Source organism: Micromonospora sp. NPDC049374, assembly GCF_040677165.1.
Lineage (GTDB): Bacteria > Actinomycetota > Actinomycetes > Mycobacteriales > Micromonosporaceae > Micromonospora.
This window is the reverse complement of record NZ_JBFAQH010000010.1, coordinates 27893-48103: the sequence shown is the minus strand read 5'-3', so window position 1 is coordinate 48103 and position 20211 is coordinate 27893. Positions and strand designations below refer to the sequence as shown.

Genomic DNA, 20211 nt, shown 5'->3' with positions numbered 1-20211 from the left:
CCTCACTCTAGGCGGGCGGCCCGCGGTAGGAAAGAGCCCCGGTACGACGGGGTGACCGTCGCACCGGGGCGGTAGAGCGTGTCCGGTTACGGCAGCACCCAGCGCTGGTTGGCGTTGTTGTGGCAGGTCCACAGGTGCACGGCCTGCCCGTCGGCGGAGCTGTTGTTCGACACGTCCAGACACTTGCCCGAGTTCGGGTTACGCAACGTGCCGTTCGACTGCGCCGACCAGACCTGGGCGCCGCCACCGTTACACGTCCACAACTGGATCTTCGTGCCGTCGGCCGAGCCGGCACCGTTGACGTCCAGGCACTTGCCCAACGCCCGGATCGTCGAATTCGGCGTCACCGTCCAGGTCTGCGCCGCGCCGCCGTGGCAGGACCAGATCTGGATCTGCGTGCCATCCGCCGATGAGCCGTTACGCACGTCGAGGCACTTGCCGGCCAGCCCGGTGATCCGACCGGTGCGGACGTCGTCCGGCGGCGGGTTCGAGCCGCCGAGTTCCTTGATCCGGATGTTGCGGAAGGACACGTCGTCGCCGGTGCCGTGGTTCTGGATGCCGATGTGGCCGGCGAGCGACCGGACCGGGTCGGTGTTGGTGAAGTCGTTGATCTTCGAGCCGTTCAGGAAGACCTGGAGACGCTCCCCCTCCACCAGCAGCTCGTAGGTGTTCCACTCCCCCGCCGGGTTCAGCGCGGCGTCCCGGGCGGCCAGGTCGGCGGCCTTGAAGCCGTAGACCGCGCCGGTGGTCCGGTCGGCGGCGTCGGTGGGGTCGATCTGCACCTCGTAGCCGTTGTTGATGGCGGAGTTCGGGTCGCTCGACGGTGGGAAGCCGATGAAGACACCGGAGTTGTCGTCGCCGGCCACCCGCCAGTCCAGCTTCAGCGAGTAGTTGGTGAACTGCTTGGCGCTGTGCCAGAACAGCCCCATCCCGCCGACCGAGGTCAGCGTGGCGTCGGAGTTGCTGAAGCTGCCCGGCCCGGCCTGGGACCAGCCGCTGGTCGAGCCGTTGTAGAGGGTGGTGTAGCCGGTCTCCGGCCGACAGTCGGCCTTGGTGCGGCCAGCCGCGTACCGGATGCCGCCGAGCAGGTGCGCCCGGAAGGCCGGCTCGGCGTACGACGCCTGGGTGTGGCCGCCGCCGGTGTAGAAGGACCGACCGCCGTTGTACGTCTTGCACCAGGCGATCGGGTGGTCGGCACCCATCACACCGCCCGAGTACGTCGACTCGTTGAGGTTGGCCAGCACTCGCGCGCCGGAGCGGGGGTTGCTCTGGAAGTCGTACCACTCGTCGGTGCGGACCCAGTTCTGCGGCAGGTGGGCGGTGGCCGCGTGGGCACGGTTCTCCACCCGGACGGTGGCCTGCTGGATGGCCGGGTGGGAGCGGAAGTACGCCCCGACCAGGTTGCCGTAGAAGGACCAGCCGTACTCGGTGTCGGCGGCGGAGTGCACGCCGACGTAGCCGCCACCGGAGCCGATGTACGACTCGAACGCGCTCTGCTGGCTGCCGTTGAGCACGTCGCCGGTGGTGTTGAGGAAGATCACTGCCTCGTACTGGGCGAGGTTGCCGGTGGTGAAGACGGCGGCGTCCTCGGTGGCGGTGACGGTGAAGCTGTTCGCCGCGCCCAGGTCCCGGATGGTCTGGGTGCCCACGGCGATGGAGTCGTGCCGGAATCCGGCCGTCTTGGAGAAGACCAGCACGTCGTACGGGGCGTCGGCGGCGCTGGCGGGGGTGGCCGGGGTGGTGCAGGCGAGTACGGCGAGGGCGGCGGTGGCCAGGCCGACGGTGGTTCGGAGGAGTCTGCGCATGTCGCTCTCCCAACGATTGGTGGTGTTAGGAGGGGCCCTGTTCTCAACACTAGGCGTTGACGAGGGGCCCCTCCTCGGATCAGGGCAGGACCCAGCGCTGGTTCGCGTCGGTGTGGCAGGTCCACAGGTGCACGGCCTGCCCGTCGGCGGAGCTGTTGTTCGACACGTCCAGACACTTGCCCGAGTTCGGGTTACGCAACGTGCCGTTCGACTGCGCCGACCAGACCTGGGCGCCGCCACCGTTACACGTCCACAACTGGATCTTCGTGCCGTCGGCCGAGCCGGCACCGTTGACGTCCAGGCACTTGCCCAACGCCCGGATCGTCGAGTTCGGCGTCACCGTCCAGGTCTGCGCCGCGGAGCCGTTACAGGTGTAGATCTGGATCTGCGTACCGTCGGCCGTGGCCGCGTCGCGCACGTCCAGGCACTTACCGGCCAACCCGGTGATCGGACCGGTTCCGCCGGTGCCACCGTTGCCGGTGGTGAAGGAGAACGAGTCCAGGTCGTAAAGGTGGCCCGTTCCCGAGCCGGCGAAGGTCAGGTACAGCGTCGTGGTGCCCGTGGGCGGGTTGGCGATGCTGCCGGTGACCGTGGTGAAGGTGTCCCAGCCGCCGGTCACCGCGACGGTCGCCGAGCCGAGCACCGTGCCGGTGGCCGAGCCGGCGCGCACCTGGAGGGTGCCGCCGGAGCCGGCCGAGGAGACCCGGGCGCTGAACGACGTCACGTTGTTGATCCGGTACGGCTCGAACGCGATCCAGTCGCCGTTGTTGATGTTGCCGACGGTCCTGCCGCCCTCGGCGGTCGCCTTGTCGAAGAGGTCGACGCCCGAGGCGCTCTTGTAGTGCTCCGCCTGCCGCTTGCGCGGCTGGAGGGTGTGCTGAGTGTGGGTGGTCAGACCGCCGGCATCGGTGTACTCGGCGTCGAAGATGCCGAAGATGTTGGCGGCGTCGTCGTGCTCACCGTCGACCGGCACGGCGATCGAGCCGGAACAGCCGTTCTGCGAGGTGATCTGGTGGCCATGGTTGTCGTGGCCCAGCACATAGGTCATCTTGACCTTGGTGCAGTCGATGGTGCCGTCCTCCGGGTCGGTCACCGTGATGCTGAACGGCACGGTGTCGCCGAAGGAGAACAGCGACCCGTTGACCGGGCCGTTGATGGTGACCGTCGGGGCGGTGTTGCCGACCCCGATCCGTACGCTCGCCGTGCCGGTGGCGCCCTGCGGGTCGCGTACGGTCAGGGTGGCGGTGTAGTTGCCGTTGGCGGTGTATGTCTTGGTCGGGTTCGCCGACGTCGAGGTGGTGCCGTCGCCGAACGCCCACGAGTAGGTGAGCGCCCCACCCTCCGGGTCCGACGACCCGGCCGAGGAGAAGTTCACCGTCAACGGGGCGACGCCCGAGGTCCGGTTCGCCGAGGCCACCGCCGTCGGTGCCCGGTTGCCGCCGCCGACGTAGTCGTAGCGGTACAGGGCGGAGTTGGCGTCGCCGTTGTAGAAGCCGGTGCCGTAGTCCAGCACGTAGAGCGCGCCGTCCGGGCCGAACGCCATGTCCATGACCTGCTTGCCGTTCCACGGGAAGGACCCGTCGATGCTGGCTATCGAGCCGTTGGCGTTCATGTGGATCGGCTTGATCCAGCCCCGGCCGAACTCGCCGGCGAAGAACAGCCCGTCGAAGCTCTGCGGCCATTTGGTGGCCGAGTTGAGCGCGGCGTCGTACCGGTAGACCGGGCCGGCCATCGGCGACTCGGAGCCACCGCCGAACTCCGGCGGGCTGCCGGCGTCACCGGCGTAGCGGATCCACGCCGGCTTGGCGGCTGGCAGGGTGGTCAGGCCGGTGTTACGGAAGGAGTTGTTTGTCGCGCCGCCGGTGCAGTTGTACTTCGCTCCGGCGGTGTTGTTGGCGAAGTTCCACTCGGCGTACGTCTCGTTGCTGGTGTTGGTGCCGGTGCAGTACGGCCAGCCGTAGAAGCCAGGCCCGGTGATCCGGTTGAACTCCACCTGTCCGCTGGGGCCGCGGGAGGAGGTGGAGCCCGAGTCCGGGCCGTAGTCGCCGACGTAGACGACACCGGTGGCCTTGTCGACGCTCATCCGGAACGGGTTACGCAGACCCATCGCGTAGATCTCGGGTCGGGTGCGGGCGGTGCCCGGGGCGAACATGTTGCCGGCCGGGATCGAGTACGACCCGTTGGCGTTGACCTTGATCCGCAGGATCTTGCCGCGCAGGTCGTTGGTGTTGGCCGCGCTGCGCTGCGCGTCGTACGCGGGGTTGCGGTTGGTGCGCTCGTCGATCGGGGAGTACCCGCCGGAGTCGAAGGGGTTCGTGTCGTCGCCGGTGGACAGGTACAGGTTGCCGGCGGCGTCGAAGTCGATGTCGCCGCCGGCGTGGCAACACATGCCCCGGTCGGCGGCGACGTCGAGGATGTCGACCTTGCTGGACTGGTTGACGGTGAAGTCGGCGTTGAGGGTGAACCGGGACAGCCGGTTGACGCCCTGCCAGGCGGACCAGTTGGTGCCGGTGGCCGGGGCGTCGCCGCCGGGGGTGGACAGCGGCGGGGCGTAGTAGAGGAAGATGTGCCGGTTGGTGGCGAAGTTCGGATCGACCCCGACGCCCTGCAACCCGTCCTCGTCGTGGGTGTAGACCGGGATGTTGGCGATCACCGAGGTGTTGCCCGCGGCGTCGGTGCGGCGCAGCGTGCCGTTGCGGGCGGTGTGCAGGACCGAACGGTCCGGCAGCACCGCGATGCTCATCGGTTCACCGACCTCGGCCACTCCCTTGGCGAGGGTGACCTGCTGGAAGTCGCTGGCGACGATGGGGTGGGCACGGGCCGGAGTCGGGCCGGCGATGGCCACGGTGCCGGCTGTCACGACCAGGAGCAGCGCCGAGGCGCTTGTGGACCACCGTGCGGGGTGGTGGGTGGTGCGCATGGTGGACATCGCAGTGCTGTCCCTTCCTGACGAGTGCTCTGCCAGGGCGGGGCGCGCGCCGTCGCGCCGGATGCCGTAGCGGGGGTGCCGAGGGGGGTGCCGCGCCGCCGGTTCACCTCGACGAAACATGTGGGTCCTAGCGACGACATTAAACGTCATACGTTGATGTGTCTATATCTTCTGACTGCCGGATGCAGACTTTCGTCTGTTCGGTCAAAAGCCGCTCGGGAGCGGCCTGCCGCGGTGCGCTCAGCGCTGACGGTCAATGGCCTGGGCGGCCAGCTCCATCAGGGCGGTTTGGCTCTCCGCAGTCACCTCGGTGTGTTCCAGCGCCGCCAGCCCGGCTTCGGCGCGGACCTGGATCATCTGCTCGATCTTCCGGCGGGCGCCGGTGCTCTCGATGATCTCCCGCAGCTCGGCGGCGCCCTCGGCGTCCAGGTCGGGATTGCCGAACAGCTCGCGCAGCCGGGCGCCCTGCGCCCGGTCGGCGGCGTCGCGGGCCAGCGCCATCATCACCGTCGGTTTGCCCTCGCGCAGATCGTCAAGCACGGACTTGCCGGTGACCGCCGGGTCACCGAAGACCCCCAGCACGTCGTCGCGGAGCTGGAAGGCGTCCCCGAGCGGGTCGCCGAACTCGGCCAGCGCGTCCAGCAGCTCGACGGGTGCACCCGCCAGCGCGGCACCGATCTGCAACGGCCGGGTGACCGTGTAGCGGGCTGCCTTCATCCGGATCACCGTGAGCGCGCTGGCCACCGAGCCGTCGCCCACCCCGGAAACCAGGTCGAGATACTCCCCCGCGATCACCTCGGTACGCATCAGCGCGAACACGGCGTACCCCTGGTGCACCTGGTCGGGGCTCAGCCCGCACTCGTGGAACATCTGATCCGACCAGGCGGCGCAGAGGTCACCACAGAGCAGGGCGGTGTTACGTCCGTACGCCTCGGGGTCGCCCCGCCACGACGAGCGGGCGTGCAGGTCGGCGAAGATCCGGTGCACCGAGGGCTCCCCACGGCGACGGTCGCTGCCGTCCAGGATGTCGTCGTGGATCAGCGCGAAGGCGTGGAACAGCTCCAGCGCGGCGGCGGCGACCACGATCGGCGTGCCGTCCGGGCCGCCCGCGCCCCGCCAGCCCCAGTAGCAGAACAGTGGACGCAGGCGCTTACCGCCGGCCAGCACGAACCGGTGCAACGTGGTGAAGACGCCCCGTGGTGCGCCGTCCGGCCAGTCCGGATCCTGCCGGTCGAGGAAGGCGGTCAGCTCGGCGTCGAAGCGGGCCCGCAGCCCGGCCGAATCGACAGGTGCCTCGGCAACCGTCACCGTCCCTCCAACCCGGCCAGTTCCAGCAGCAGCCCCTTCACCTCCGTGGCCGCTATCCGGTCCCGGGCCACCGACGCGTCGGAGCAGAGCAGCACCGGTCCGTCGGCCGGATCGGCGGGCAGCCGTCCGTGTGAGCCCCGGACCGCGCGTGCGCCGGCATCCAACCCGACCACGTTCATCAGGTACCGCATCCCGAGCTTCTTGCGGGCCAGCGCGACCGCGGCCCGGCGCTTCGCCGCGCCCGGCCCGGCCGGATCGAAGAGCAGCTCCGCCGGGTCGTACCCGGGCTTGCGGTGGATCTCCACCAGCCGGGCGAAGTCGGGCGCACGCGCGTCGTCCAGCCAGTAGTAGTACGTGAACCAGGCGTCCGGCTCGGCCACCAGCACCAGCTCACCGGCGCGCGGATGGTCCAACCCGTGGGCCGCCTTGCCGTCGACACCGAGCACCTCGGCCACCCCGGGCAGCCCGGCGCAGAGCTTCGCCACCGCCGACACGTCGGCCGGGTCGCGCACGTACACGTGGGCGACCTGGTGGTCGGCGACCGCGAAGGCGCGGGACGTCCACGGGTCGAGGTACTCCATGCCCGCCTGGGTGTGCACCCGCAGCAGCCCCTCGGCGCGCAGCAGCCGGTTGACGTCCACCGGCCGGGACACCTCGGTGATGCCGTACTCCGACAGCACCACCACCGTCGCGTCGCGGGCCTGCGCGGCGTCGAGCAGCGGTGCGAGCACACCGTCCAGCTCGGCCGCCGCGGCGGCGGCGCGGGGCGAGGACGGGCCGAAGCGTTGCAGGTCGTAGTCCAGGTGCGGAACGTAGACCAGGGTCAGGTCGGGCGAGGAGTCGGCGAGGATCTGCTCGGCCGCCCGGCAGATCCAGCGCGACGACGGCAGGCCCGCACCCGGCCCCCAGTAGGTGAACAGCGGAAAGGTGCCGAGCCGGTCGGTGAGCGCATCGTGCAGCTGCGGCGGGTCGGTGTAGCAGTCCGGCTCCTTGCGACCGTCGGCGTAATAGACCGGTCGCGGGGTGACCGTCCAGTCCACGTCCGCGCCCATCGCGTACCACCAGCAGACGTTCGCCACCGTGTAACCGGGCCGGGCGCGGCGCGCGGCCTGCCACAGTTTCTCCCCGCCGACGAGCGCGTTGTGCTGCCGCCAGAGCAGCACCTCGCCGAGGTCCCGGAAGTACCACCCGTTGCCGACGATGCCGTGCTCGGCGGGGAGGGCTCCGGTGAGGAAGGTGGACTGCACCGAGCAGGTCACCGCCGGCAGCACGGTGCCCAACTCGGCACGGAACCCAGTGTCGGCGACCGCGCGCAGCCGGGGCATGTGCGCCAGCAACCGGGGGGTCAGCCCCACCACGTCGAGCACCACCAGCTGTCGACTCGCGCTCACGGAATCACCGCCTTTGTTCGCGACTGCGGGGCTCGCAACACCGGCTCACTCCTCGCGCTCACGGGATCACCGCCTTTGTTCGCGACTGCGGGGCTCGCAACACCGGCTCACTCCTCGCGCTCACGGGATCACCGCCTTGTCGGTCGGGGTCAGCCCGAGGGCGACCAGCTCGTCCCGGGTGAAGGCCAGTTCGGCCGCGATCCCGGCGGCCAGCTCCGCGTCGGTGCGCGGGCGTCGCGCCGCCGGCAACACCCCCCAGGTGTACGTCTCGACGTCGAGGTGGTCGCAGCCGGCGTCGGCACCGGCGAAGAGCGCGGCCAGCGCGGCGCGCAGCACCGGCAGGGTCGAGCCCAGCGGTGGTTCGGGTGGGGCGTGCAGTGGCACGTGGTAGTGCACCCGCCACGGCCCGGGCAGCGCGGCGTCCAGGGCGACGTCGAGGTCGTCGGCCGCCCAGCTCGGATCCGCCGGATCGGCGCCCTGCGGCCCGCCTCCCGATACGACGCCGGTGGCCGCGGTCGGTGCGGCGCCGGTGGCGGCGGCGCAGCCGGCGGTGCGGGTCTGGTGCAGGAAACGCGGCTCGACCCAGCGGCGCAGGGCGGCGGCGTCAGCGGTCGGGGCGGCCGCCTCCAGCGCGGCGGACACCTGCACCTTGACCACCGGCAGGCCGGCGACGGCCAGCCGCTCCAGGGCGGCGGCGGGCTCCTCCCAGGCGCAGGCGAGGTGGGCCAGATCCAGGCAGATCCCGAGGCGATCGGTGTCCATTCCGGACAGGGCGGCGACGGCCTGCGGGGTGCTCTCCACCACGCAGCCGGGCTCCGGCTCGAAGCCGACCCGCACCGGCCGACCGGTGTCCCGCTCGACGGCGGCGAGTCCGGTGGCGAGCCGGTCGAGCCGTCGACGGGCGGCGTCCGCCCGGGTGCGGTCCCACGGCGCCCGCCAGGCCAGCGGCAGGGTGGAGACCGAGCCACGGGCGGCGTCGTCAGGTAGCAGATCGGCAAGTACCCGGGCCAGGTCGAGGGTGTACCCGAGCCGGTCGTCCGTGGTCCAGTCCGGTCGGTACACCGCCCCCTTGACCACGGGCGCCTGAAAGGCGGCGTACGGGAAACCGTTGAGGGTGACCACCTCCAGCCCGCGTACGGTCAACTCGGTGCGCAACCGGCGGCGGGCGGCCGGGTCGGCGGCCAGTTCGGCGGCGACCGGGGCGGCCAGCCACAGGCCCAGCCCGAGTGGATCGGCGCCGAGCGTCTCGCGGACCGGCACCGCGTACGTGTCCAGTTGGGCGACGATGCCGGCGAGGTCCTCGGCGGAGTGCACGTTTGTGCAGTATCCGAGGTGGACGGTGCGCCCGCCGGTGTGCCGCAGCCGCATCAGCTGCCGCCGCGCAGGATCGAGTTGCCGGCGAAGGTCGGCTCCGCGAGGTCGTCGTCGGTCAGGTCGAGCCGCCCGGACTGCCCGTAGAACTCGACCGGGTTGCGCCAGAGCACCCGGTCGACGTCGTCGTCGGTGAACCCGGCGCGCAGCATCGCCTCGCCGGTGGCCCGGGTGAGCAGCGGGTCGGAGCGTCCCCAGTCGGCGGCCGAGTTGACCAGCATCCGTTCGGTCCCGTACGCCTTGAGCAGCTCGACCATTCGCGGCGGCGACATCTTGGTGTCCGGGTAGATGGAGAAGCCGAGCCAGCAGCCGGTGTCCCGGACCAGTTTCACGGTCATCTCGTTGAGATGGTCGAGCACCACCCGCTCCGGCGCGATCCCGGACTCGGCGACCACGGCCAGGCTACGCTCGACACCCCGGGCCTTGTCCCGGTGCGGGGTGTGCACCATCGCCGGCAGGTCGTGCGCCACGGCCAGGGCGAGCTGGGCGGCGAAGGCGTCGTCCTCCTCGGGGGTCATCGAGTCGTACCCGATCTCGCCGACCGCCACCACGCCGTCCTTCTCCAGGTAGCGGGGCAGTTCGTCGAGCACGGGCCGGCAACGCCTGTCGTTGGCCTCCTTCGGGTTCAGCGCGATCGTGGCGTGATGGCGGATCCCGAACTGCCCGGCCCGGAACGGCTCCCAACCGACCAGGGAGTCGAAGTAGTCGGTGAACGAGCCGACGTTGGTGCGCGGCTGGCCCAGCCAGAACGCCGGTTCCACCACTGCCCGGACGCCGGCTGCGGCCATCCGCTCGTAGTCGTCGGTGGTACGGGACGTCATGTGGATGTGCGGGTCGAAGATCCGCATCACACCTCCCTGGGCTGGGGCTGGCTGGCGGCGGTGAGCCGATCCAGCAGTTCGGCGGCGTCGGCGGGCATGCTCCGGCCGGCGGCCCGGCGCTCGGCGGCCAGCGCGGCGAGCATCGCCGCCAGTTCCTGGTCCGCGCGGGCGTCGAGGTCGGTCACCACCGCCAGCGGCACGCCGGTGAAGACGCACTTGAGCACCGCCTGCCGCCAGGCCGGCGGGTCGAGGTGGCGGGCGTACGGGCCGAGGGCCGCGGCGACCAGCCGGGTGTCGTTGGTGCGGATCGCGTCGTGCAGCAGTGGCAGCCCGGCCGCGCCGATCGGCAACAACGGCAGCGCCTTGAGCACGGCCCGCTTCTCGGCGGCGTCCCCGGTGCGGTAGAGCACCTCGGCCTGCTGGGCGTGACCGGTGGGCAGGCTGGCCAGCAGCAGTGCCCGGGCCGCCTCGTCGGCGGTCCAGCCGGGCAGCTCGGGCAGGTCGTGTCGGCCGCAGCGGCGGCCGGCCGCCGGGAAGAACCGCGCGACGGTGGTGGGTTCGGCCGCGACGCGGTCCAGGGCCGTGGCCAACCAGTCCGGATCGGGTACGCCCCGCAGGGCCGCCCGCAGCTCGTCCACTGTCATCGCGTCTCCTCCCTCGTCCGCCGCCGTCGACGGCCGTGGCGGTGGCACCGCGTGCGTCCTTTGCTCTGCTTCACTCCACGCGTCGGTCGTTGTCCGGATAGCGGACGCCTGCTGGTGCGCCGGTTGAAGCAGAGCAAAGGACGTGCCCCGAGGCGGCGGTGCGCAGGAAATCCAGCGAGCGGGCGGCGACGGTGGGCGCGGCGTGCGAGTGCCGGGGCAGTTCCACCGCCACCAGGCCCCGGTAGCCGATCTCGCGCAGCGCGGCCAGCACCGGCGGAAAGTCGATCTCGCCGACACCGAACTCCAGGTGTTCGTGCACACCCCGCCGCATGTCGTCGATCTGCACGTTGACCAGGTGCGCGGCGACGTCACGGACACAGTCGGGCACCGACTGCGGCTCCAGACATCGGCAGTGTCCGATGTCGAGGGTGATGCCGAGGTGGGCCGGCGAGCCGAGGGCGGCGTGCAGGCGGCGCCAGTCGGCGATGTCCTCGACCAGCATGCCCGGCTCCGGTTCGAACCCCAGCGTGACCCCGACGGCCTCGGCCGCCTCGATCACGGTGGCACAGCCGGCGACCAGGCGGTCCCAGGCCACCGCCGGCGTGACCGTATCCGGCCGGACGCCGGCCCAGAACGAGACCGCCTCGGCGCCGAGGTCCGCGCCGATCGCCACCGCGCGGCGCAGGAACTCGATCCGGAGCGTGGGGTCGTCGTGCAGCAGCGTCGGGGCGTGCTTGTGCCAGGGGTCCAGCAGGAATCGCGCGCCGGTCTCGATCACCAGGCCGAGCCCGAGTTCGGCCAGTCGGCGAGCGACGGCGTCGACGCGCCCCGCCAGGGCGGGCGCGAACGGGTCGAGGTGGTCGTGGTCCAGAGTGAGCGCGACACCGGCGTAGCCGAGGTCGGCGATGACCGCGAGCGCGTCGTCGAGGCGGTGGTTGGCGAAGCCGTTGGTCCCGTACCCGAACCGCAGTCCGTCGGAGGGCCTGGCGATGCCGGCGGACGTCATGTCGGTGAGACCTTTCGGGCCAGCCGCCGGCCCAGCGGTGCGGCCGCCGCCACCGCCAGTCCGAGCAGGCCCGACCCGGCGCGGGCGGTCAGCGCCCCCTGCAACGCGGGCAGGCCGGTGATGCCGGCGCCGACCGCCGCGCGGACCCGCGCCGCGGTGGGCTCGGCCGCCACCCGCGCCTGAGCGGTGCCGTAACGGGCGGCGTACCAGGCGGCGAGGACGGCGGGCAGCGCCACCGCCACGGTGCCGAGGGCACGCCGACCGTTCCCGACGTCGACGGTTCGCCGACCGTCGGTGCGGACGGCAGGGGCACGCCAGGCGGGCTCCGCCGGACCACCGGTCCGGGTGACGCTCGCGGTGAGTCGCCAACCGGGCGGGACGGCGGCGCTCGCCGCGACCAGGGCGGTGCCGGCGAGGGTACGCAGCGGCAGGGCGCGGTCGGTGCCGCTGACCTCCCGACGGGACAGCGCGGTGACGGTCCAGGTGTGCGCGGCGACGGTGACCGCCGCCGGCAACGCCCGCGCCGTCCGACCTCCGGCGGCACCGAGCAGCACGTCCAGCCCCCGACAGGTGGCCATCATGGCGGGCCCGGCGGCGGTGTTCTTGGCCGCGAGGTCGTACCCCCAGACGGCGGCGGCGAGCGGCAACGCGACAGCGGTGGCCCGCCGGCCACCGGCCGCGGCGGCGAGCCCGACACCGGCGGCGGTGAGACCGGCGGCAAGCCCGACCGCGAGGCCGGGACTGACCCGGCCGCTCGGTATCGGCCGCTCGGGGCGTTCCACCGCGTCCAGTTCGCGGTCAGCCCAGTCGTTGGCGGCCATGCCGGCCCAGTACAGCAGCACCGACGCGGCGGCGAGGGCGGGGGTACGCGGACCGAGCGCGCCCGCCGCGGCGGCACCGGCGACCACGTCCCCGGGTACCGAGAGCGCGGCCGGGGCGCGGACCAGCTCGGCCAGGTCAGCCACGCGAGGCATCGGTGTCTCCGGCGTCCAGGCTGCCAGCGAACGCGCACAGCCGGGTCCACTGGTCGGCCAGCGAGTGGGTCGCGGTGCCCAGCGGATCCTTGAAGAAGAAGGCCAGGTCGGTCAGCGGCCCGGTGCGGCCGGCGGCGTGCGCGGCGGCGGTGAGCCGGGCCAGGTCGAGCACGAGCGGGGCGGCCAGCGCCGAGTCGCAGCCGTGCCAGGTGAACTCCAGCCGCATCCCGGTGCCCAGGAACCCGGCGAAGGTGATCAGATCCCAGGCGGTCTTGAAGTCACCGAGTTCCTCGACGTACCCGATCCGGGTGTCGCCCTGCGGCAGGTAGCCGAGCGTCTCCCCGAGCACCCGTTGCTTGCTGCGCACCTTTGCGGCGTTCGCGTCGGGATCGGCCAGGGTGGCGCCGTCGCCGCCGCCGAGCAGGTTGAGCCCGGACCAGGACCGCACGGTGAGGTGACGCATCGCGAACATCGGGGCGAGCACCGACTTGAGCAGGGTCTCCCCGGTCTTGCCGTCGTGGCCGGCGTACGGCACGCCGTGGCGGTCGGCCAGCGCGGTCAGCGCCGGCAGCCGCAGGCCGGTCGACGGGGTGAAGTCGACGTACGGACAGTCCGCCGCGACGGCCGCGTACGCGTAGAGCGAGCTGGGTGGCAGCACCTCGTCGGGACCGGCGAGGGCGGCCCGCAGCGCGTCCGGGTCGGCGTGCCCGGGATGCGGTCGGGGAGCCGGTTCGGTCGCGGCGACGTTGACCATCACCACCCGGGCCAGCTCGTGTCGCTGCCGGAAGGCGGTGACGTCGCGGACGAGCGCGGCGGCCCGGTCGGCCTGGGTCCCGACGGTGGGTGCCGGGCGTAGTTCCCGCTCCACGGCGGCCAGTTCCTCGGGCAGTGCGGCGACCAGGCGGGCCGGCAGTACACCGGCGTCAGCGAGCGCCTCGGCGCGCTTGGCGATCGGGGTGGCGACCACGTCGTGGCCGCCGAAGACCAGGTCGGCGAAGGCCGGCAGGGCGGGGCTGTTGACTCCGGGCAGTTCGGTGACGCAGCCGGTCGGCCCGGTCAGCCCGGCGCGCAGCGCGAGCGCCCCGACGATGCTGGTGGTCGCGACCGAGCCACGCGCCCCCACCAGCCAGACACCTGTACGCATAGCGCTCCTTCCGGTGCCCGAGAAACCGACATACATCGATTGAATCTTGATATCAGGAAAAAGCTGAAAAAGATACAGGTTAGGCCGATGCGCCCCGTCCGCCGCCCGCTCCGGTGGGTACTCGCCGGCCGACGCCGAGGTCGGCGGCGACGACGTCGGGCCGGCGTACCGGGTGGGTCGGTCGGACGGGGCTGGCAGGCAGGGACAGTCGGCGTCTCGCCCCTGCCTCCCCCGCATCCGGCCCGGTCAGGACGACGATGTCCCGATCGGACGACTCGTCGGACGCGGTCCGCCTGGCGGCGGGAGTCTCCAGGTGGACGGTCGGTGGACTGGTCGGTGGGCGGCGGCCCTCCGGTGCTGCCGGGGAATCCCGGTCCGGCCGCACCGGAGGAACCGCATTGCTCGTGCCGCCGGTCGCCCGGTGGCACGACCTCCGGACCCGACCCGTACCGGCCACGGGGCGCAACCGTGGCCGGCCCTCGCCGGTCGGCTCCGGAGGTGGTTCAGGCGGCGACCGGTGCCAGCGACGGCTCCACCGCGGCCCAGGAGGAGCCCAGTTCGGCCGAGCGGGTCACCGCGTCCAGCACCAGTTGCACCTGCAACGCCTCGGCGAACGAGGGCGACGGGTCGACCCCGGTCGCCACCGCCTCGATGAAGTCGCGCATCTGGTGGGTGAAGGAGTGCTCGTACCCGATGATGTGTCCCGGCGGCCACCAGGCCGACAGGTACGGGTGCTCGGCCTCGGTCACCAGAATCCGGTTGAAGCCCTGCTCGGCCGCGGGCCGGGTGGCGTCGAGGAACTCCAACTCGTTGAGCCGCTCCAGGTCGAAGGCGACGCTGCCCAGCGAACCGTTGATCTCAACCCGGAGGGCGTTCTTGCGTCCGGTGGCGAACCGGGTCGCCTCGTACGTGGCCAGTGCCCCACCGTCCAGACGGGCCACGAAGATCGCCGCGTCGTCGACGGTGACCGGGCCGGTGGCGGCGTCGGCCCCGTCGGCCTGCGCCGCCAACCCGCTCGACTCGGCCGGCAACGGCCGCTCCTTGACGAAGGTCTCGGTCACCGCGCTGACCCCGCTGATCCGCTGTCCGGTGACGTACTGGGTCAGGTCGATGATGTGCGAACCGATGTCGCCCAGCGCACCGGATCCCGACACCTCCTTACGGAGCCGCCAGACCAGGGGGAACTGCGGGTCCACGATCCAGTCCTGCAGGTAGGTGGCCCGGACGTGCCGGATCTCGCCGAGCCGCCCGTCGGCGATGAGCTGACGCATCAGCGCCACCGCGGGCACCCGCCGGTAGTTGAAGCCGCACATCGACCGCGCCCCACCGGCCTGGGCGGTGGCCGCCGCGGCGGCCATCTCCCGGGCCTCGGCGACCGTGTTGGCCAACGGCTTCTCGCACAGCACGTGCTTGCCCGCGGCGAGCGCGGCCAGCGCGATCTCGGCGTGGCTGTCACCCGGTGTGCAGATGTCGACCACGTCGATGTCCGGCCGGTTCACCAGCTCCCGCCAGTCCGTGGTGTGCTCCTCCCAGCCGAGCCGGTCGGCGGCGTCGGCCACCTTCCCGGCGTCCCGGCCGCAGAGGAGCGCCATCCGGGCCCGCGCCGGCAGGTCGTACACCCGGTTCACGGTCCGCCATGCCTGCGAGTGCGCGGCGCCCATGAACGCGTAGCCGACCATGCCGACCCGCAGTTCGTTGTTTGTCGTGGACAAGGTGGGTCTCCCCCCGTTGTGTCAGAACCCGAGCTTGAGGTAGTCGCTCGCGTTCTCCTTGGTGATCGTTTCGGAGGCGAGGACAATCTCCTTGGGAACCTGGAGTTCCACCAGGTCGGACATGCCCCTGCCCTGGCCGATGAGGCGGGCCAGCGAGATCGCCGAGGACGCCATCGACGGGCTGTAGGTCACCGTGGCCTTCAGCACCGTGTTGTCGGCCTGGATGTCCTCCATCGCCTTCTTCGAGCCGGCGCCACCGACCATGAAGAACTCGTTGCGGTTGGCCTGGCTGAACGCGGCCAGCACCCCGATGCCCTGGTCGTCGTCGTGGTTCCAGATCGCGTCGATCTTCGGCTCGGCCTGCAACAGCTGGCTCGCCTCCTGCTGGCCGGAGTCCGCGGTGAACCGTGCCGCCCGGCGGTTCTTCACCTTCAGGCCGTGCTGGGCCAGGGTGTCGTTGAAGCCCTTCGTACGCTCCTGGGTCAGCTCCAACTCGTCCATCCCGGCGATCTCGGCGATCACCGGATTGCTGACGCCCTTGGCCTTGAGCTGCTCGACGATGAAGGTGGCGGCGGAGACACCCATGCCGTAGTTGTCGCCCTTGATCTGCAACCGGTACGCCTTGGCGTCCGGGAAGGCCCGGTCCAGGTTGACCACCGGGATGCCGGCCGCCATCGCCTCCAGCCCGAACGAGTTCAGCTCCTTGCCGTCGTGCGGCAGCAGCACGATCACGTCGGGCTTCTGCGAGATCAGGGTGGACAGCGCGGCCCGCTGGGCCGCCGCGTCCGCGCCCGCCTCGACCGTCTTGAACTCCACGTCGGAGTACGCGGCGGCCTGCGACTTGGCGTTGTTGGTGATCGCGGCGATCCAGCCGTGGTCGGCGGCCGGCGCGGAGAAGCCGATGGTCACCTGCTTGCCGGGCTCGGCGTTGGCGTTGCCGTCGGCCGCCTTGGTCTGCGCCTCGGTCGGTGTCTGCTCGTTGCTTGTGCAACCGGCGAGCAGTACGCCGGCGCCGACGGCCGCCCCGCCGAAGAGCAGCCGGCGCCGCGACATGTCGCGACTGTGCTGGGTCATGACGACCTCCTGGTTATTAAGTGGTGGGGATTTTGGGTGTACGAAGCCCGGCCACCGTCGGTTGCTCGGTGGCCCGGGTGCAGCGGTGGTCAGCTCGTGGTGAGCCGGTTGCGACGGAAGAACTGGGAGAGAGTGCCGAACTGGACCTGCTGGATCAGGACGGCGGCGACGATGATGCCGCCCTTGACCATGTTCTGGGCCTCCGTGGAGAGGCCGTTGATGGCGAAGAGGTTGGTGATGGTGGCGAAGATGATCACACCGAGCAGGGAGCCGACGATGGTGCCCCGCCCACCGCTGAGCAGCGTGCCCCCGATGATCACGGCGGCGATCGCGTCCAGCTCGTAGAGGTTCGCCATCGCCGCCTGGGCCGAGGTCGCCTGCGCGGTGAGCATGATGGCGGCGATGCCGCAGCACAGGCCGGACAACGCGTACAGCAGGAGGGTGTGCAGTCGGACGTTGATGCCGGCCAGCCGGGCGGCCTCCGGGTTGCCGCCGACGGCGACGGTGCGCCGCCCGAAGGTGGTGCGGTTGAGCAGCACCCACCCCGCGGCGACCACGGCGGCCAGGATGTAGACCAGCAGCGGGATGCCGAGCAGGTCGGTGCTGGCGATGCCGTTGATGGTGCTGTTCTGCGAGATCTGGGTCTGCTTCTGCGAGATCTCGGCGGCCAGCCCTCGCGCGGCCACCAACATGGCCAGCGTCGCGATGAACGGCACCAGCCGCCCGTACGCGATGAGTGTCCCGTTGACCAGGCCGACCGCCATCCCGACGATGATCGCGGTGAAGATCATCCCGCCGGCACCGAAGCTCTGCGTCGCCACCGTGGTGCACCAGACCCCGGCCAGCGCCACGATCGCGCCGACCGAGAGGTCGATGCCGCCCCCGATGATCACGAAGGTCATCCCGACGGTGACCACGCCGACCACCGAGGCGAGCTTGAGGATGCTGAGCATGTTCGCCCAGACCCAGTCCGGGTTGGAGTACAGATCCGAGCGGGTCGCCGCACCGATCACGAACAGTGCCAGCAGCACCCCGATCAGGGCGAGATTCCGCTTGGCGCCCTCACCGCCGTCGCCGTGCCACCAGGAGAGCCGACCGGTGGTGGCCGCCGTGGCGGTCGGCGTCGAGTGACCGGCCGCCTCGGTCTCCGCCGGGTCCACCGGGGGTGACTGCGCCGGCAGCTTAGTCGTGGGCGGACTATCGGTCATGCCGCTGCGCCTTCCATCAGGGACCCCGCCATCACGAGGTCGAGCACGGTGGGTTCGTCGATTTCGTCGGCAGGGGCGGTCCGGACGACCCGCCCTTCGCGCATGACCAGCACCCGGTCGGCCAGGCCGAGCACCTCGGGCACCTCGCTGGAGACCAGCAGCACCCCGACCCCCTTGGCCGCGAGCTGCCGAATCACCTGGTACAGCTCGGCCCGGGCACCGACGTCCACCCCGCGGGTGGGCTCGTCGAGCAGCAGCAGCTTCGTGTCGCCGAGCAGCCAGCGACCGACCACCACCTTCTGCTGGTTGCCGCCGGAGAGCGTGCGCACCGCCCGGCGGACGTCGCGCGGACGCATCTCCAGGCTCTCGGCGATCCGGTCGGCCGCCGCCCGTTCCCGGCCCACGTCGGTGAAACCGAAGCGGGCGTAGCGATCGAAGGTGGCGAGGGTGACGTTGCGGTAGATCGGCTCGCCGAGCAGCAACGCCTGGCTCTTGCGCTCCTCGGGGGCCATGCCCATGCCGGCCCGCACCGCCGCGCCGACGCTGCCCGGCCGCAGCGCCCGACCGGCCATCCGCACCGAACCAGCCTCGGCCGCCCGCGCACCGTAGATCGTCTCCAGCAGTTCCGAGCGGCCGGAGCCGACCAGGCCCGCGATGCCGACGATCTCTCCAGCCCGGACGGTCAGTGACACGTCGGCGAACTCGCCGGTACGGGTCAGCCCGTCGACCTGGAGCAGTTCGTCGCCGACCACGGTCTCGGCGGGGCGGTCCGGGAAGACGTACTCGATGGTCCGGCCGGTCATCTGGGAGACCAGGTCGCTTGTCGGGGTCTCGCGGGCCGGCAGGTTCGCCGCGGTGGTCCGGCCGTCCTTGAGTACGGTCACCCGGTCGCCGATCTCGCGGATCTCCTCCAACCGGTGCGAGATGTAGATGACCGCGATGCCCTGGGCGGTCAGTTCGCGGATGATCCGGAAGAGGTTCTCCACCTCGTCGTGGGCGAGCACGGCGCTCGGCTCGTCCATGATGATCAGCCGGGCCTCGTGGGACAACGCCCGGGCCATGCTGACCACCTGCTTGCCGGCCGCCGGCAGGGCCCGCACCATCCGACCCGGTGGGATCTCGGCGTGGCCGAGCCGGCCGAGGATCTGGCGGGTCCGGCCGGCCATGTGGCCCCGACGGATGAACCCGAACCGACGCGGCTCGTGCCCCAGGAAGGCGTTCTCCGCCACGGACAGGTCCTCGACCAGGTCGAGTTCCTGGTAGATGGTGGCGATCCCGGCGCGCATCGCGGCCTGCGGGTTGGCGAAGCTGATCCGCTCACCCAGCCACTCGACCTGCCCCGAGTCCGGCCGGTGCACCCCGGCGAGCACCTTGATCAGGGTGGACTTGCCGGCACCGTTCTGCCCGAGCAGGCAGTGCACCTCGCCCGCGCGGACCTCCAGTTGCACGCCGTCCAGGGCGCGTACGCCCGGGAAGGTCTTGACCACGTCGGTCAGGCGCAGCACCACCTCGCCCTCGCCGGCGGTCGTCTCCACCGGCGGCGCGCCGGTCCCGCTCGCGGCGTCCTGCCCGTTCATGCCGCCTCCCCGAAGGCCAGGTCGCTGGCGAGCACCGCGGCGCCGGCCACGCCGGCCCGCGGGCCGAGCTCGGAGAGCACCACCGGCAGGTTGCCGGTGGCCAGCGGCAGCGAGCGGCGGTACACGACACTGCGAATCTCGGCGAGCAGGATGTGCCCGAGTTGGGCGAGTCCACCGCCGATCACGATCATCGAGGGGTTGGTGAAGCTGACCAGCCCGGCGAGCACGCCGCCGACCCGCCGTCCTCCCTCACGGATGAGTTGGATGCAGGTCACGTCCCCTTCGAGCGCCCCGGCGGCGACGTCGAGCGCGGTGACCGCGCCGTTGGCCTCCAGTCGTTCGGCCAGGGCGGGTGAGGTGCCAGCCCGCGCGGCGGCGGTGGCGTCCTTGGCCAGGGCGGCCCCGCTGAAGAGTGCCTCCAGGCAGCCGGCGTTGCCGCAGGAGCAGATCGACCCGTGCGGATCGACCTGGATGTGGCCGATGTCGCCGGCGCACCCGTCGGTGCCCCGGTAGACGTCGCCACTGAGGTAGATACCGCAGCCGATACCGGTGCCGATCTTGACGAAGAGGAAGTCGTCGACCGAGTGGGCCACCCCGCCGTGCCGCTCGCCGATCGCCATGATGTTCACGTCGTTGTCGACCACCGCTGGGCAGCCGTGCTCGCGGGTGAGCAGTTCACGGACGGGGAAGCGGTCCCAGCCGGGCATGATCGGCGGCGAGACCGGCACTCCGTCGCGGAAGCTGACCGGGCCGGGCACACCGATGCCGACCGCGTCGAGTCGCTCGTAGACACCGTCGACCCGGGCCTTGTGCAGCAGCTCGTTGACGCGCTGGAGGGTCGCCTTCGGGCCGGACCGGATGTCGGCCGCCTCCGCGTACGCCGCCACCGGCTCCAGCCGGCCGTTGACGACCTCGACGTCGATCGAACTGGCACCCAGATCGACGGCCGCGAAGCGCAGCTCCGGGCTCAGTTCGACAAGCGTGGAACGCCGCCCGCCCCGGGAGGCCGCCTTGCCCGCCTCCGCCACGTAGCCGAGGGCGACCAGCCGCTCCAGCTCGGCGAGCAACCGCGGCCGGGGCATCTCCAGGCGGTCGGCGAGTTCGGCCCGCGACAGCGCTCCCTCGTCACGTAACAACCGCAACAATCGGACGTGCAGGGGGTCGGCGTTGGGCACGGCTCACCTCTCCCACCGGGGGTGTTCACATCGACGAAATGCCAACGTGTGGTGCCCGACACAGTAGGAGGC

General features: G+C 71.6%; 15 protein-coding genes. All 15 read right to left on the bottom strand.

The annotated features are described in order from the left end of the window. Window positions 1-86: 86 nt before the first annotated feature. A complete protein-coding gene (locus AB0J93_RS17735; protein ID WP_363923071.1) occupies window positions 87-1805 on the bottom strand; it encodes a ThuA domain-containing protein in 1719 nt (572 codons plus the stop codon). A 79-nt stretch (window positions 1806-1884) separates the two neighbouring features. Next, entirely contained in the window at window positions 1885-4725 is a 2841-nt protein-coding gene (locus tag AB0J93_RS17730) for a PQQ-dependent sugar dehydrogenase (RefSeq protein ID WP_363923407.1), read from the bottom strand. 249 nt (window positions 4726-4974) lie between these two features. After that, window positions 4975-6042 carry a polyprenyl synthetase family protein gene (locus AB0J93_RS17725; RefSeq protein ID WP_363923069.1) on the bottom strand — a complete coding sequence of 356 codons (1068 nt, stop codon included), beginning with the start codon at window positions 6040-6042 and terminating at the stop codon, window positions 4975-4977. Then, entirely contained in the window at window positions 6039-7433 is a 1395-nt protein-coding gene (locus tag AB0J93_RS17720; protein WP_363923067.1) for a nucleotide pyrophosphatase/phosphodiesterase family protein, read from the bottom strand. The genes AB0J93_RS17725 and AB0J93_RS17720 overlap by 4 nt, the downstream gene beginning before the upstream one ends. 120 nt (window positions 7434-7553) lie before the next feature. Beyond that, a complete protein-coding gene (gene eboE / locus AB0J93_RS17715) occupies window positions 7554-8801 on the bottom strand; it encodes a metabolite traffic protein EboE (RefSeq protein ID WP_363923065.1) in 1248 nt (415 codons plus the stop codon). Beyond that, entirely contained in the window at window positions 8801-9652 is an 852-nt protein-coding gene (locus tag AB0J93_RS17710; RefSeq protein ID WP_363923063.1) for a TatD family hydrolase, read from the bottom strand. The genes eboE and AB0J93_RS17710 overlap by 1 nt, the downstream gene beginning before the upstream one ends. Then, window positions 9652-10269 carry an EboA domain-containing protein gene (locus AB0J93_RS17705; protein WP_363923061.1) on the bottom strand — a complete coding sequence of 206 codons (618 nt, stop codon included), beginning with the start codon at window positions 10267-10269 and terminating at the stop codon, window positions 9652-9654. The genes AB0J93_RS17710 and AB0J93_RS17705 overlap by 1 nt, the downstream gene beginning before the upstream one ends. Before the next feature lie 70 nt (window positions 10270-10339). Beyond that, complete coding sequence (locus tag AB0J93_RS17700) at window positions 10340-11275, bottom strand: sugar phosphate isomerase/epimerase family protein (protein ID WP_363923059.1); 936 nt, start codon at window positions 11273-11275, stop codon at window positions 10340-10342. Next, window positions 11272-12249, bottom strand: coding sequence for an SCO3242 family prenyltransferase (locus AB0J93_RS17695; RefSeq protein ID WP_363923057.1), 978 nt, complete (start codon window positions 12247-12249; stop codon window positions 11272-11274). The genes AB0J93_RS17700 and AB0J93_RS17695 overlap by 4 nt, the downstream gene beginning before the upstream one ends. Then, window positions 12233-13393, bottom strand: a complete 1161-nt coding sequence (locus AB0J93_RS17690; RefSeq protein ID WP_363923055.1) for an inositol-3-phosphate synthase — start codon at window positions 13391-13393, stop codon at window positions 12233-12235. The genes AB0J93_RS17695 and AB0J93_RS17690 overlap by 17 nt, the downstream gene beginning before the upstream one ends. Before the next feature lie 503 nt (window positions 13394-13896). Beyond that, entirely contained in the window at window positions 13897-15105 is a 1209-nt protein-coding gene (locus AB0J93_RS17685; RefSeq protein WP_363923053.1) for a Gfo/Idh/MocA family oxidoreductase, read from the bottom strand. Between the two features lie 21 nt (window positions 15106-15126). Next, window positions 15127-16179: a substrate-binding domain-containing protein gene (locus tag AB0J93_RS17680; protein ID WP_363923051.1), complete on the bottom strand. Its 1053-nt coding sequence runs from the start codon at window positions 16177-16179 to the stop codon at window positions 15127-15129. 89 nt (window positions 16180-16268) lie between these two features. Further along, window positions 16269-17387, bottom strand: coding sequence for an ABC transporter permease (locus AB0J93_RS17675; protein WP_363923049.1), 1119 nt, complete (start codon window positions 17385-17387; stop codon window positions 16269-16271). Continuing rightward, entirely contained in the window at window positions 17384-18964 is a 1581-nt protein-coding gene (locus AB0J93_RS17670; protein WP_363923047.1) for a sugar ABC transporter ATP-binding protein, read from the bottom strand. The genes AB0J93_RS17675 and AB0J93_RS17670 overlap by 4 nt, the downstream gene beginning before the upstream one ends. Beyond that, window positions 18961-20139 (bottom strand): ROK family transcriptional regulator, encoded by a 1179-nt coding sequence (locus AB0J93_RS17665; protein ID WP_363923045.1) that lies wholly within the window; start codon window positions 20137-20139, stop codon window positions 18961-18963. Before AB0J93_RS17665 ends, AB0J93_RS17670 begins: the two co-directional genes overlap by 4 nt. Between the last annotated feature and the right edge of the window lie 72 nt (window positions 20140-20211).